A 14309-nucleotide genomic window follows, 5' to 3' on the forward strand; every position below is an offset into this window, starting at 1 on the left:
GGAGCTCAGAGCTCAGAGCTCAGAGCTCAGAACTGGAGGGACTTGGTCTGCAGGTACTCCGTCAGGCCGTGCGGGCCCAGCTCGCGGCCGACCCCCGACTGCTTGTAACCGCCGAACGGCGCCTGGGGGTTGAAGCTGCCGCCGTTGATGTCGACCTGGCCGGTGTCCATGCGGCGGGCGAAGGCGACCGCCTCCGCGTCGTCGGCCGCCCAGACCGCGCCCGCGAGCCCGTACACGGTGCCGTTGGCGATGCGCAGGGCGTCGTCCTCGTCCTCGTACCGGATGATCGAGACGACCGGACCGAAGATCTCCTCCTGGGCGATGGTCATCTCGGGGGTGACGTCGGCGAAGACGGTGGGCTGGATGAAATAGCCCTGGCCGGCCGGGGATTCGGCGCCGCCCGCCACCACGCGCGCACCCTCCTCCACGCCCTTCTCGATGTAACCCCGCACCCGCGCCTGCTGCTTGGCGTTGACGACGGGGCCGATGCGCGAGCCGTACTTGGCGGCGGCCGCCGCGGCGAGCTCCACGGCCTCGTCGTAGCGCGCGGAGTCCACCAGCATGCGGGTCCACGCGCTGCACGTCTGGCCGGAGTTGGACATGACGTTGGCGACGCCGACGTTCACCGCCTTGGCGAGGTCCGCGCTCGGCAGGATGACGTTCGCGGACTTGCCGCCGAGTTCCAGGGCGACGCGCTTGACCGCGGCGCCCGCGGTGGCGCCGATCTGCTTGCCGACGGCGGTGGAGCCGGTGAAGGAGACCAGGTCGACGCCCTCGTGCTCGGCGAGCGCCTGGCCCGCGACCGGGCCGAGGCCGGTGACGAGGTTGAAGACTCCGGCGGGGATGCCCGCCTCGTGCGCGGCCTCGGCGAAGAGCTGGGCGGTGAGCGGGGTGTCCTCGGCGGGCTTGAGGACGACGGTGCAGCCCGCGGCGAGCGCGGGGGCGACCTTGTTGACGATCTGGTGGAGGGGGTAGTTCCAGGGGGTGATCGCGCCGACCACGCCGACCGGTTCGAGGTAGACGGTGGAGTTGCCGATCTTCTCCTCGAAGGAGTACGTCGCGGCGAGATCCGCGTACGAGCCCGCGACCAGGATCGGCACCCCGGCGTGCACCATCTGCGAGAACGGGAGCGGGGCGCCGAGTTCGGCCGTCACGGTCTCGGCGATCTCGTCCTTGCGGGCGACCAGTTGGTCGCGCAGCGCCCCGATGAGCGCGGCACGCTCGGCGGGCGGTGTCGTGGACCAGGCGGCGAAGGCGTCGCGGGCGGCGCGCACCGCGGCGTCGACGTCCTGTGCCGTGCCGGCCGGCACCCGGTCGATGACCTGCTCGTCGGCCGGGTTCACGACCTCGATCGTGTCCGTGCCTGCGGCCGGGCGCCAGGCGCCGCCGATGTACATCCCGTCGTGGGCCTTCATCGCATCCTCCTGATAGTCGTCCGCGCACCAAACTAGCGCTGATAGTTTTTCGACACCAGGGGCGCCTGCCCCCGCAGGCCTCCTGCCCTCGCCGACGACTTCCGGCTCTACGACGTGTGAACACTGCCGACGCCTATGAGGAGGACCCCCTCTTGAATCCTCCCCTCCTTGAAGGGAGGGGGTTCCTGGCTCAGGCTGCCTCCTGGAGCAGCGCTCCAGGAGGTCTTCCGCCCTCAGCACCAGCCGGGTTGAGACCAGCCCGGACGAGCATCACGCGTGCGGAGTTCTTGTCCCGTGGGGACGCGGCTCCGCACGCGGTGCAGGTGTAGGTGCGCATCCCCAGCGGCAGTACGTGCTTGGCTCTCGCTCCGCACTGCGCGCAGTCCATCGTGGTGTGCGCGGGGTGGACGAGGCGGATGTCCCGCCCGTGCTTGCGACCCATCTCGATCAGTGCGGCCTTGGTGGCGCCGATGGCGGCGTCAGCGGCCTTGCGGGCCATCGTGGTCTTGGCGAGGAACTTCGGACGGAAGTCCTCGACGGCGACGGCGTCGTGGTCACGGACAACCTTCTTGGCCCACTTGCGGCCGCTGTCCGCACGCTGCCGGGCGACCTTCTTGTGCGCCTTGGCCCGCAGCTTCTTCGCCTCGCGGTAGCCCTTCGATCCGGGCCGCCCCTTCTCCGGTTTGCGGCGGGCCATCATCCGGTCGTACCGGGCCAGCTTCTCCTTGGCCTTCTTGCCGTACTCGGCGTGCGGCAGGTCGTACGCGTCGGACGTGGTGGTCGCGGTCTCCTTCACGCCCCAGTCCACACCGATCACCGCACCGGTCCCCGGCAGGGGCTGGACCTGGGCGGGAACGACGAACGAGCAGTACCAATGCCCCAGGCTGTCCTGGTAGACGCGCACCGAGGACGGGTCGGCGGGCAGCTCCCGCGACCACACCACCGCCACGGCAATGCCGCCCGCCAAGTGCAGACGGCCGTCCTTCAACCGGAAACCAGGCCGGGTGTAGTTGAGGGTCGGCAGGGCCTCACGCTTGGTCTTCCACTTCGGCATGCCCGCCCGGCGTGCCACCGGCAGCCGCTCCTTGATGTCCCTGTGCGCCTTGGCGCGGCATCGGCCGAAGTCGCGGATGACCTGCTGCTGGGCAACCGACGACCCCGCGCGCAGCCACGGCGTACGGGCGCGCGCCTCAGTCAACATCCTGTGGAGTTGAGCCGGGCCGCACATGGCCTTCTGGCCGGTGGCCGCGTTGTGCAGGTGTACGGCCCTGGACTTGGCGACACATTCGTTCCACACCCACCGGCAACGGTCCCACTCCGCCGCCAGCGCTGTGCGGGCGGTGGACGACACACGCAGCCGGTAGGTGTACCGGGCATGCCCGGCCTCCCTCACCTGCGCCATCTCGCCCACCCCTCACGGTTCCCGACCGAGCGCCATCGCATCCCCGGCCCTCCGAAGGACCATACGTACGACGGCCGCACGCACGTGCCTCGATCCCGCAGCCACCACCCCAATCGGCGACCACGGGCACACGCGTTCGCCCCGGCTCGGCGGCGCCGACAGCACTACAGACGCTCCGCGTCGCGACACCCGGGCCGGGGTAGTTCAGCCCCTCCGGCGTCTGGGGAGCGGGGGTCTAGGGGCAGAGCCCTCAGCTTCGGGAAGGGGTGGGGTTGGGGAAGGCCCCGCAGGGCCCCGCCTCAGCCCCAACCCCGCCGCCACCAGCAGCAGTCCCCCCAGCGTCACGAACGGCGCCGCGACGCCCGCCACCCCGGCAATCAGCCCCGCCCCCGCGGGCGCGGCCACCTGCCCGAGCCGGTTCCCCGTCAGCCGCAGCGCGAGCGCGGTCGAGCGGGCGCCCTCCGGGGCCGCCTGGACCACCGTCGTCATCGACAGCGGCTGGCCGACCCCGAGGCAGAAGCCGAGGAGGGCCAGCATCACGGCGAGCCCCCACACCGGCACCGGCAGCGTGATCCCCGCACACAGCAGGGCGGCCAGCGCACACGTCACGACGATCAGCGTCGTACGGCCCAGGAGACTGATCAGCGGCGTCATGACGAGCCTGCAGGCGATCGTCGCTGCGGCCCGCAGCGAGAGCAGCACCCCGACCGTGGCGGGCGCGATGCCCCGGTGCTCGCCGACCACCGGCAGATACGCCGTGAGGATGTCGGTGGCGGAGAGCACCGCGAGGCTGATGAAGATCCCCGCGGGCACGCCCCGGGTGCGCAGGATGCCGAGCACCGGCACCTTCTCGCCCCGCTTCGGGCCCCCGCCGGACGGCCTGACGTGCTCGATGCGCCACAGCGAGGTGAGGGAGACCGCGGCGACCGCCCCCGACACGATCAGGGCGAGCGCACTGCTGCGGCCCATGTCCCCGCCGATGAGGGATCCCGCGGCGACCGGCCCGATCAGCTGCCCCAGCGATGCGCCGATCGTGAAGTGCCCGAAGTTGCGGTCCTGTTCGTCGGGCGCGGACTGCCGCGCGACGATCGACTGGGCGCCGATCACGAAGCAGAGGTGGCCGAGCCCCATCACACCGCTCCAGGCGGCCAGCGCGCCGAGCGAGCCCGCCGTGCCGCTGAGCGCGCACCCACCGGAGATCAGCACGACGCCGACCGGAAGGAGCGGCGCGCACCGCCCGTGGTCGGTCCTGCGGCCGAGCGGCACGGCCGCGAAGAGCGGGAGCAGGGCGTAGACACCGGCGATGACGCCGATCGCCCGCTCGTCGGCGCCAAGCGACAGGGCCCGGTAGGAGACGGCCGGACGCGCCATCGACACCGCCCCCTGCGCGAAGCTGAAGGCGATGACGAGGCGCAGCAACCAGGCACGGCCCGGTGTCGATGGCATCAGATGATGCCGAAGAGGATTCCGGAGCCGAGCACCACCAGCGAGGTGAGCACGGCCCATTTGACGGTGAACTTGGTGTGGTCGCCGAACTCGACCTTGGCCATGCCGACCAGGACGTACACGGCGGGCACGAGCGGGCTCGACATGTGCAGGGCCTGACCTGCGATCGAGGCGCGGGCGATTTCGAGGGTGCCGACTCCGTGCGCCTGGCCGGCCTCGGCGAGCACCGGCAGGACACCGAAGTAGAAGCCGTCGTTCGACATGAAGTAGGTGAGCGGGAGCGAGAGGAGACCCGTCACCAGGCCCATGTGCGGGCCCATGCCACTGGGGATGGCGTCGACGAGCCACTTGGCCATGCTGTCGACCATGCCGGTTCCCTGCAGGACGCCGGTGAAGACGGCGGCCGCGAAGACCATGCCGGTGACGTTGAGGACGTTCTCCGCGTGGGCGGCGATGCGGGCCTTCTGGTCGGGCATGTGCGGGAAGTTGACCGTCAGGGCGAGCGCGGCGCCGAGCAGGAAGAGGACCGGGATCGGCAGCCACTCCATGATCATGGCGGTCAGGAGCAGGACGGTGAGGCCCGCGTTGAACCAGTAGAGCTTGGGGCGCAGGGTCGCGCGGTTCGGGTCGAGCCCCTGGAAGCCGTCGTCCTCGTCGGCTGCGTCGGCGGTGTCCGCGTCCGTTCCCGAACCCGCTCCCCCGGTGGTCTTCTTCGTGAGCGACGTACGTCCGTCGGCGCCGCCACCCGTACCCACCAGAACCGTCTCGCTCGCGGTCTCCTTCTCCAGGACCTCGTCAAGCGAGAGCATGCCGAGCCGCTTGCGCTCGCGCAGGCCCAGTGCGTAGGAGAGGAGGAAGACCGCGACCAGACCCATGGCGAGCGCCGGGATCATCGGGACGAAGATGTCGGCCGCGTCGACCTTCAGCGCGGTCGCGGCACGGGCCGTCGGGCCGCCCCAGGGCAGGGTGTTCATGACGCCGTTGGCGGTGGCCGCGACACCCGTCATGACGACGAGGCTCATCTTGAGGCGCTTGTAGAGCGGATACATCGCCGAGACCGTGATCATGAAGGTCGTCGAGCCGTCGCCGTCGAGCGAGACGATCGCGGCGAGCAGCGCGGTGCCGACCACGATGCGCACCGGGTCCGCCTTGCAGAAGCGCAGGATGGCCCGGACGATCGGGTCGAAGAGGCCGACGTCGATCATGACGCCGAAGTACACGATGGCGAACATGAGCATGGCCGCCGTGGGCGCCAGATTGCCGACGCCTTCGAGGACGTAGTCCCCGAGATGGGCTCCCTTTCCTACGAACACGCAGAAGAGCGCGGGGATCAGCACCAGTGCCGCGATCGGCGACATCTTCTTCATCATGATCAGCACCAGGAACGTGGCGATCATGACGAATCCGAGGATTGTCAGCATGGGGGCTACCTAACGTTCACCATCGAACTCCCACCAGGTCTGGCGGTCCGGATGACGTTAGGGCCGGGAATTGAGCGTTAACAAGATGTTGACGCGCGAGCAATAAGCGCAAAACTCCAGGTCAACGAGGTGGCGAGTCAGCGAGGTGGCGCGTCGAGGGATCCGGCGAAGTACGCGTGCAGCAGCGTCCGCGTCTCGTCGATGAGGGCCGGGTCTCCCGACGCGTCGACGCGGAACGCGAGCTGGAGCACCGCGTCGACCGCCTCGACGCCGACGAGCACGGTGCGGCGCAGCCGTGCGTCCAGCGGACGGTCGAGGTGGTCGGCGAGCAGCGCGGCCACCCGTTCGGCGACGTCGGAGTTGGCGTCGGGCATCGCGTCGGGGGCCGAGGGGATGCCGAAGTCGACCAGGCCGAAGCCGGGGACGGTGCGCTTCATGGCGAGGTACTCGTCGAAGGCCGCGTCGACGGCGCCGCGCCAGTCGCCGCGATCGACGTCGGCGACGCGGGCCGCGACGCGCTCCCCGTACAGGTCGAGGTTGCGGTGGGCCAGGGCGTCGGCCATGGCCCGTTTGTTGCCGAAGAAGCGGTAGACGGAGCCGATCGGGACGTCCGCGCGCCGGGCGACGGCGCGGGTGCTGAGGCCTTCGTAGCCGACCTCGTCCAGGAGGTCGGCGCAGGCGTCGAGGATCCGGGTCAGGCGCTCCGCGCTGCGTTGCTGCACGGGGGTGCGGCGCAGGGGTCCTGTCGGCCTCGGTTCCTTGGGCGGGTTCCGGTGGGGCATCCCGGGAGAGTAGAGCACCGCTCACATTCGGCGCTTCCTCTTGCGGAAGGAAAACGCGAATCCTACGGTGTCCTATAGGAATCGTTGACGAGGGAGCGATGATGAGCGGGGATCACACCACCGACGCACGGAAGACGGCCGAAGGGCTGGCCTACCTCTCCGGCTTCGGCAACGAACACAGCTCCGAGGCGGTGCCGGGCGCCCTGCCGCACGGCCGCAACTCGCCGCAGCGCGCACCGCTGGGTCTTTACGCGGAGCAGCTGAGCGGCACGGCCTTCACCGAGCCCCGCGCGCACAACCGGCGCTCGTGGCTCTACCGCATCCGCCCCTCCGCGGCGCATCCGCGGTTCACACGCGTCGACAACGGCGCGATCCGTACGGCGCCCTTCGCCGAAGCGGCGCCCGACCCGAACCGGCTGCGCTGGAACCCGCTCCCCGAGCCGGCGCCCGGCACGGACTTCCTCGCGGGCCTCTGGACGCTCGGCGGCAACGGCGACGCGACACAGCGCACCGGCATGGGCATTCACCTCTACTACGCCAACTCCTCCATGACGGACCGGGTGTTCAGCGACGCGGACGGCGAGCTCCTGATCGTGCCCGAGCAGGGCGGGCTGCTGCTGCGCACCGAGTTCGGGCTGCTGCACGCGGAGCCCGGCGAGGTCGTGCTGATCCCGCGCGGCGTCCGCTTCCGCGTGGAGCTGCTCGACGAGAGCGCGCGCGGGTATGTGTGCGAGAACTACGGCGCGCCCTTCCAGCTCCCCGACCTCGGCCCGATCGGCGCCAACGGCCTGGCGAACGCACGGGACTTCAGGGCGCCGGTCGCCGCATACGAAGGCGACGCAGCTGTCGAGCGCCCGGTGGAGGTGGTGAACAAGTTCTGCGGCAACCTGTGGCGCGCGACCTACGACCACTCACCGCTCGACGTGGTCGCCTGGCACGGCAATCACGTCCCGTACGTCTACGACCTGCACCGCTTCAATGTGATCGGCTCGATCAGCTACGACCACCCGGACCCGTCGATCTTCACCGTGCTCACCTCGCCGTCGGACACCCCGGGCCTCGCCGGCGTCGACTTCGTCGTCTTCGCGCCACGCTGGCTGGTGGGCGAGAACACCTTCCGGCCGCCGTACTTCCACCGGAACGTGATGAGCGAGTACATGGGCCTCATCGAGGGCGCGTACGACGCGAAGGCGGAGGGCTTCGTGCCGGGCGGCGGCTCGCTGCACAACATGATGTCGGCGCACGGACCCGACCGCGAGACCTTCGACAAGGCCTCGGCCGCCGAGCTGAAGCCGCAGAAGATCGACGACGGCCTTGCCTTCATGTTCGAGACGCGCTGGCCGGTGACGGCGACGGAACAGGCAGCTCAGGCGTCCCATCTGCAGCGCGGGTACGACGACGTGTGGCAAGGTCTGGAGCGCCATTTCCGTAGCTGATCCAGCTCTGATTCCGTACTGATCCGGAGAGACCGTGACCGCCTTCGCCCCGGACTCGATCGTCCTGAATCGAAAGCTGCCGCTGTGGTATCAGGTGTCGCAGTCCCTGCGCGCCTCGATACTCGGCCGCACACCCGATGCCCCGCTGCGGCTGCCCACCGAGGAGCAGCTGGCGGGGCACTACGGAGTGAGCGTCCTCACCATGCGCCAGGCCCTCAAGGAGCTGGAGGACGAGGGCCTGATCACCCGGCACCGGCGGCGCGGCACGTTCATCGAGCCGAGCGTCCGGCGGGGCTCTCCCGTCCGGCTGCTCGGCTCGGTCGACGCGATCGTGGCCCAGCAGTCGGGCATGAGCACCGAACTCCTTTCGCACGGCACGGCGCCGGTCTCCGGCGAGCTCGCCGAGTACTTCCCCGATGTCGCCGAGGTGACGACGTACCACCGTCTGCGCAGCGACGAGAAGACGGGCGAACCGACCAATCACGCCCATAACTTCATCCGCCCCGAGCTGGCCGAGCGGGTCGAGCTCGACGATCTGGCGCGCTGGCCCATGACGAAGGTCCTGCGCGACGTGGTGGGCGTCAAGATCAGCAGGATCACCGACACCGTCGAGGCCACGCTCGCCGACCCGGAGACGGCCCGCCTCCTCCAAGTGCCGCTGCTCAGCCCGATCCTGCACTACACGGGGATCACGTACGACGAGGACGGCCGCGCCCTCGACGTGGCCCGCATCCACTATCGCGGCGACCGCTTCTCCTTCACGGTCACCCTCGACGCCACCTGATGGCGCCCGCATCCGACGTCGTACGATGCCGGGCGTGACGCACGACGAAGCGCCGCTGCTCGCCGACCTGATGCCGTGGTCCGTCGCGCCCCTGAGGACCGGCCGGGGGTGGCCGATGGGGCCGGACGCCGCATCCCTCAGGGCCCGTTGGGACGCGTTCGTCAGCGCGGACGGCACGGAGCGTGCCCGGCTGCTCTGCCCGTCGCGCTCGCGCACCCTGCACACCTCGGTCGCCCAACTCCCCGGCCACCAGGCAGGAACGGGCCCGCTGGCAGGCGAGACAGGCCGCTGCCCCGAGCCGGTGCGCGTCCTGCACGGCCCCTTCGACGAGCAGTGGCTGATCCCGGACCACCGGCTCATCGACGCCGCGCGGCCGGAGTTGTGGCGCGTCGCGGGCGGTGGCCAGCTGTTCCTGGTGGAGCAGGGGCACGTCGCCGGCTGCGCGGGGCCCGCCGTACTCGCGTCGGCCGTGCTGCCCGACGGCCGCTCCCCCGCCGGGCGCCCCGGCAGGATCCGCCCGCTGTTCCGCCGCCCCGGAGGGCTTGAGCCCAATGTGGCGCCCGGTCTGCTCGGGCATCTCTCCGACCTGCTCGGGCACGACGTCGACGCCGGAGAGCTCCTCGCCTGGACCCTTTCCGTGGCCGACGGGTCGGCCGCCGGCTGCCGGGTGCCGCTGACCTCCGACGCCGAGGTGTGGGCGCGGGGCACGGAGCTCGGCCGCCGCGTCCTGCGGCTGCAGGCGCGCGGCGACGGGGCACGGCCGAAGCTCCCCGGGGGACGCAGGCCCTACGTACGGGCGCCGCTGCCGGCCCGCCCCTCGGAACTGTCCTACGACGCCGACGAGGAGGCGCTGTTCCTGGACGAGGGCCGCATCTCGCCGGTGCCGCGGGAGGCATGGGAGTACGAGGTGAGCGGGGTCAGGGTCCTCGACCTGTGGTTCACCCGCCGCACGGAGCCGGCCGAGCCCGGCACGCTGGAGGCGATCCGCCCCTCGACGTGGCCGCAGGCGTGGACGTCGGAGCTCCTGGAACTCATCACCGTGCTGGCGTTGCTCCATGAACTGGGGCCGCAGCAACGGGAGTTGCGGGAGTCACTCGGCAGCTCGTCGGCGACGACCGCCGAGGGGCTGCGGAGGGCGGGCATCCTGCCCGTACCGGCCGCGGCCCGCCGCCCGGCATCCGTCCTGGACCACCACGAAGAGGGCCCGGGGGGCCAGTTCGCGCTCCTTTGAGGGCACAGGCGCCCGCGGCGGGCTCAGTCCGCCCGGCTCCGCTGCCCGCCCTCCGACGCCAGCAACGCCACCACCCCCGCCGCCTGCAGCAGTGCCAGCACGACAACTCCCGTACGGAAGCCCGACGACCCCCCGCCGCCCAGGCCGTAGGACAGCGCGGCGATCGCGGGGCCGAGCGTGAAACCGAGGGTGCGGAACGTGTTGCCGGCGCCGCCACTGGTGCCCACCATGTCGGGCGGGGTGGCGGCCAGGATCGACGCGTTCACCGGCGTACCGAACAGCGCCTGTCCCACGCCGATCACGGCGAGCCGCCAGCCGATGTCGAGCAGCCCCGCACCGGGACCCAGCGTCAGCATGCTCAGCAGGCCGACGATGACCAGGAACAGTCCGCCCGCCCCCAGGTATCTGCCGGGCAGCCGGTCCGCGAGGCGGCCGCTGAACGGCGAGCAGAGGGCCACCGAGCCGATGAAGAAGACCATCGCGAGGCCGGTCATGGCGGCGCCCCGGTCCAGGACGTCGGCGATGTAGAAGGGCAGCAGGAAGTAGGACAGGCCCACGAAGGTGCCGGTCAGCAGGAGGGCGAGCATCGGAAGGCCGATGGGCCCGCGCCGCAGGAGGCCGATCACCGGGGCCGCCGAGCGCATCCGCGTCCAGCACGCCGCGAGCGCGGCGCCGGCCGCACCGAACAGCGCGGCGACCACGGGCTGCCCGGCCTCGATCCGGTCGAAGCCCACCAGGAACGCGGTCAACGCACCGCCCAGGACCAGGCCGTCGCCCACCAGGGAACGGTCGGGCCGCGTCAGCCCCTGCCGCCCGGTCGAGGGGATGAAGCGCGCGCCGAGCCAGATCACCACGATCAGGACCGGGATCTTCATCAGCATCACCGGCCGCCAGCCGTACGCGTCCGCGACGAGCCCGCCGAGCGAGGAGCCGCCCATCGAGCCGAGCGGCATGATCGTGGCGATGTAGCCCATGGCGCGGCCGCGCTGGTCGGGGCGTACCGTCGCGGCGACCACCGGCAGGTAGAGCGCGCCGACCAGGGCGCTCGCCACGCCCTGCAGGACGCGTGCGGCGACGAGGAGCGGGAAGTTCGGCGCGACGGCGGCGAGGACACTGCTGAGGCCGACCGCCGGGACCGCGAAGAGGAACAGGGCGCGCAGGTCCACGCGGTCCGTCCACCGCCCCGCGGGGATCGCGAGGGCGGCCGTCGGCAGGGCGTAGGCGAGCAGGACCCACTGGGTCGCGCCGGTCCCCACGTCGAGTTCGGACCCGATGGCGGGCAAGGTCACGGAGGACAGGCTCAGTTCGAGGGTGACCATCAGCAAGGCCAGCGCCATCACGGCGACCGGCGCCCATCGGGTCGACGGGCCGCCCGCGGAGTCGGTGCCGCCGGGGAGCGTGGTGTCGCGCGTCGTCTGCGTCATGGGTCTGACGCTAGGAACCGGGGCTGTCGTCTCGCCTCTGTCGTACGACTGGGGGTGACCAGGTAGCGAGTTCGGCCGGAACCCCGGTCGTCCCCCGGTCGCGATCCCGGTCCTCCCCCGGTCGCGATCCCGGTCGTCCGACAGAGGCCCCGCACCCGCGGCCCTCCCTAGCTTTCTCGGTGTCGGCACGGCAGCACGGGCCGGGCCCCGAGAACCTTGGAGGAACCCCCATGACCACGCAGCGACTTCAGGTGGCGGTCATCGTCGGAAGCACCCGCGAGGGCCGCTTCGCACCGACCGTCCGCGACTGGTTCGTCTCGGTCGCCGGGCAGCGCGACGACCTCGCCGTCGACGTGATCGACCTGGCGGGCGCGGGCGGCGAGCGCCCGGAGATCCTCGACAGCCCGGCCGCCCCCGCCATCGGCTCGATCACTCCGCGGATCGCGGCGGCCGACGCGTATGTCGTCATCACGCCCGAGTACAACCACAGCTTCCCCGGCGACCTCAAGCAGGCCATCGACTGGCACCGGGAGGAGTGGCAGGCCAAGCCGGTGGGCTTCGTCTCGTACGGGGGTGTCGCCGGCGGGCTGCGCGCGGTGGAGCAGCTGCGACTGGTCTTCGCCGAGCTGCACGCGCCGACGATGCGGGACACGGTCAGCTTCCACGGCGTATGGCAGCGGTTCGGGCCCGACGGGCGGCCGCACGACGAGGTGGGTCCGGCGGGCGCCGCCAAGGTGCTGCTCGATCAGCTCGCGTGGTGGGGCGTGACCCTGCGCGACGCGAAGGCGGACCGCCCTTACGCCGCGTGACCCCTGCCTCCTCTGATCGCCCGCCTCCCTGATCCTCGTACTACGAAAGCGAGTTGACCATGCGTGCCATTCGACTGCACACCTTCGGCGGACCCGAGAACCTGCGGTACGAGGACCTGCCCGACCCCGTGCCGGGCCCCGGGCAGGTCCGGATCGCCGTACGGGCGGCGGGAGTCCACCTCGTCGACACCGCGCTCCAGGCGGGCACGTCCGACAAGCTCCCCTTCCCTGTCCCGGAGTTGCCCATCACCCCGGGACGCGAGGTGGCGGGCGTCGTCGACGGCCTGGGCGAGGGGGTCGCCGAGGAGTGGCTCGGACGCCGGGTCGTCACCCATCTCGGCCTGGTCAACGCGGGCTATGCGGAGCTGGCCGTGCGCGAGACGGAGGCGCTGTTCGCGCTGCCGGACGGCCTCTCGTACGAGGCGGCGATCGCCATGGTCGGCACCGGACGGATGGCGCTCGGCGTCCTGCACGTCGCTGCACTGGAACCGGACGACGTGGCGCTGGTGACGGCGGCCGCCGGCGGCATCGGCACCCTGCTCGTGCAAGCCTCGAGGAACGCGGGCGTGAGCGTGGTGGGCGCGGCGGGCGGCCCACGGAAGGTCGCACGGGTGCGGTCCTGCGGCGCGGACGTGGCCGTCGACTACACGCGGCCCGGCTGGGCGGACGAGGTGCGTGCGGCGCTCGGCGGCCGCGAGGTGAGCGTCGTGTTCGACGGCGTGGGCGGCGATGCGGGGCGCGCCGCGCTGGAACTCCTGGGCTGCGGCGGCCGGTTCGTGATGTACGGCTGGTCGTCGGGCACCCCCACGGAGTTCACCGCCAAGGACCTGCAGGCGAACCTCCTGACGGCGGCCTACGCACTGGGCCCGCGCATCGCGCGCGTCCCCGGCGGCCTGCGGGGCCTCCAGGAGCAGGCGCTCGCGGAGGCGGCGCGGTGCACGCTCGTCCCGGCGGTGACGACGTTCCCCCTGCGGGACGCCGGGGCGGCGCACGCGGCCCTCCTGAACAGGGAGACGGTCGGGAAGGTGGTCCTGATCCCGTAGCCGGCGGCATCACCGAATCGACACAACCGAGACAAGGGAGTTGAGCTTCATCATGACGGATACGACACAGACAACGCGGGCCGCGCAGACGATGCGGGCGGCGGCCGTCACGGCATACGGACCGGCTGACGTGCTGCGCCCGGTGGAGTTGCCCGTCCCCGAGCCGGGTCCCGGCCAGGTGCGGGTGCGGGTGCGGGCGGCCGGGGTGCTGCCGTTCGACATCGGGGTCCGGGAGGGGGTGATCCGGCCGCCGGGGGCACAGTTCCCGATCGTGCCGGGCAATGAGTTCGCAGGAACGGTGGACGCCGTCGCTCCGGACGTCACCGGCTTCGGCCCCGGCGATCCGGTGCTCGGCTTCTCGCTGCTCGGCGCGTACGCGCAGTACGTCGTCGTGGGCGCCGACCAAGTGGTGCGCAAGCCCGAGGAGATGGAGTGGGCGGTGGCGGGCGGCTTCTCCGGGAACGCGCAGGGCGCCCACATGGCACTGACCGCGATGCGGGTGGGCCCCGGCGACACGGTCCTGATCAACGCGGCGGCGGGCGGACTCGGCACGCTGGCCGTGCAGTTGGCGCGGGCGTGGGGCGCGACGACGGTCATCGGGACGGCGAGTGAGGCCAACCACGCCCATCTGCGCTCGCTCGGCGCGATCCCCGTGACATACGGCGACGGCCTGGCAGAGCGGGTGCGGGCGATCGCCCCCGGCGGGGTGGACGCGGCGCTCGACGGGGCGGGCGGGGACGCGCTGCGGGTGTCGGCGGAGGTGGCCAGGCACCCCGACCGCGTCATCACGATGGTCGACACGGACCAGGCCCGCCGCCTGGGCCTCCCCGAACTCACGGGCACGCGCACGGCCGACCGCCTGGCCGAGATGACCCTCCTGTACGCGAAGGGCCGTCTCCGGGTCCACATCCGCGCGGAGTACCCCTGGGAGCGGGCGGCGGACGCGCAGCGGGATGTCGGGACGGGGCACGGCCGCGGAAAGGTGATCCTGACGCGATGGTCCGCTGCGGGGTGACAGGTGGGCGGGCGGGAATCATCCGCCGCGAAGCGGACGCGCAGCGGGACGGCCGGACGGCCGGACGGCCGGACGGCCGGACGGCCGGACGGCCGGACGGC

At 71.8% G+C, this 14309-nt stretch carries 12 protein-coding genes; 6 read left to right on the forward strand and 6 right to left on the reverse strand.

The window, feature by feature from the left end:
• Positions 1-26: 26 nt before the first annotated feature.
• The 5 genes from ACFWY6_RS36035 to ACFWY6_RS36055 form a co-directional block, all read right to left on the reverse strand.
• A complete protein-coding gene (locus ACFWY6_RS36035) occupies positions 27-1415 on the reverse strand; it encodes an aldehyde dehydrogenase family protein (RefSeq protein ID WP_384699701.1) in 1389 nt (462 codons plus the stop codon).
• Between the two features lie 190 nt (positions 1416-1605).
• A complete protein-coding gene (locus ACFWY6_RS36040) occupies positions 1606-2817 on the reverse strand; it encodes an RNA-guided endonuclease InsQ/TnpB family protein (RefSeq protein WP_384699703.1) in 1212 nt (403 codons plus the stop codon).
• A gap of 204 nt (positions 2818-3021) precedes the next feature.
• Positions 3022-4263: an MFS transporter gene (locus ACFWY6_RS36045; RefSeq protein WP_384699705.1), complete on the reverse strand. Its 1242-nt coding sequence runs from the start codon at positions 4261-4263 to the stop codon at positions 3022-3024.
• Complete coding sequence (locus ACFWY6_RS36050; protein WP_384699707.1) at positions 4263-5684, reverse strand: CitMHS family transporter; 1422 nt, start codon at positions 5682-5684, stop codon at positions 4263-4265. Before ACFWY6_RS36050 ends, ACFWY6_RS36045 begins: the two co-directional genes overlap by 1 nt.
• A 137-nt stretch (positions 5685-5821) precedes the next feature.
• On the reverse strand, positions 5822-6466 hold the full coding sequence (locus ACFWY6_RS36055) for a TetR/AcrR family transcriptional regulator (protein WP_384699709.1): 645 nt from the start codon (positions 6464-6466) through the stop codon (positions 5822-5824).
• Positions 6467-6567: 101 nt separating this feature from the next.
• Between ACFWY6_RS36055 and hmgA the strand changes: the two genes are divergently transcribed.
• From hmgA to ACFWY6_RS36070, 3 genes are read left to right on the forward strand one after another with little or no spacing between them, the layout of a single operon-like run.
• The gene (gene hmgA, locus ACFWY6_RS36060) at positions 6568-7902 is read left to right on the forward strand and encodes a homogentisate 1,2-dioxygenase (protein ID WP_384699711.1); all 1335 of its coding nucleotides are present in this window, start codon (positions 6568-6570) and stop codon (positions 7900-7902) included.
• Positions 7903-7936: 34 nt separating this feature from the next.
• Positions 7937-8686 carry a GntR family transcriptional regulator gene (locus ACFWY6_RS36065; protein WP_266868732.1) on the forward strand — a complete coding sequence of 250 codons (750 nt, stop codon included), beginning with the start codon at positions 7937-7939 and terminating at the stop codon, positions 8684-8686.
• A gap of 25 nt (positions 8687-8711) precedes the next feature.
• A complete protein-coding gene (locus ACFWY6_RS36070; protein ID WP_384699713.1) occupies positions 8712-9917 on the forward strand; it encodes a type ISP restriction/modification enzyme in 1206 nt (401 codons plus the stop codon).
• Positions 9918-9940: 23 nt separating this feature from the next.
• Here ACFWY6_RS36070 and ACFWY6_RS36075 read toward each other — a convergent pair whose 3' ends face one another.
• The gene (locus ACFWY6_RS36075) at positions 9941-11341 is read right to left on the reverse strand and encodes an MFS transporter (RefSeq protein WP_384699715.1); all 1401 of its coding nucleotides are present in this window, start codon (positions 11339-11341) and stop codon (positions 9941-9943) included.
• Positions 11342-11571: 230 nt separating this feature from the next.
• On the opposite strand from ACFWY6_RS36075, the gene ACFWY6_RS36080 reads away from it, so the two are divergent.
• The 3 genes from ACFWY6_RS36080 to ACFWY6_RS36090 are packed head-to-tail and all read left to right on the forward strand — an operon-like array spanning position 11572 to position 14208.
• Complete coding sequence (locus ACFWY6_RS36080; protein WP_384699717.1) at positions 11572-12150, forward strand: NADPH-dependent FMN reductase; 579 nt, start codon at positions 11572-11574, stop codon at positions 12148-12150.
• Positions 12151-12209: 59 nt separating this feature from the next.
• Complete coding sequence (locus ACFWY6_RS36085; protein ID WP_384699718.1) at positions 12210-13193, forward strand: zinc-binding dehydrogenase; 984 nt, start codon at positions 12210-12212, stop codon at positions 13191-13193.
• A gap of 52 nt (positions 13194-13245) precedes the next feature.
• Positions 13246-14208, forward strand: coding sequence for an NADP-dependent oxidoreductase (locus ACFWY6_RS36090; protein ID WP_384699720.1), 963 nt, complete (start codon positions 13246-13248; stop codon positions 14206-14208).
• Positions 14209-14309: the final 101 nt, after the last annotated feature.

The organism is Streptomyces sp. NPDC059037, assembly GCF_042740015.1.
Taxonomy (GTDB): domain Bacteria; phylum Actinomycetota; class Actinomycetes; order Streptomycetales; family Streptomycetaceae; genus Streptomyces.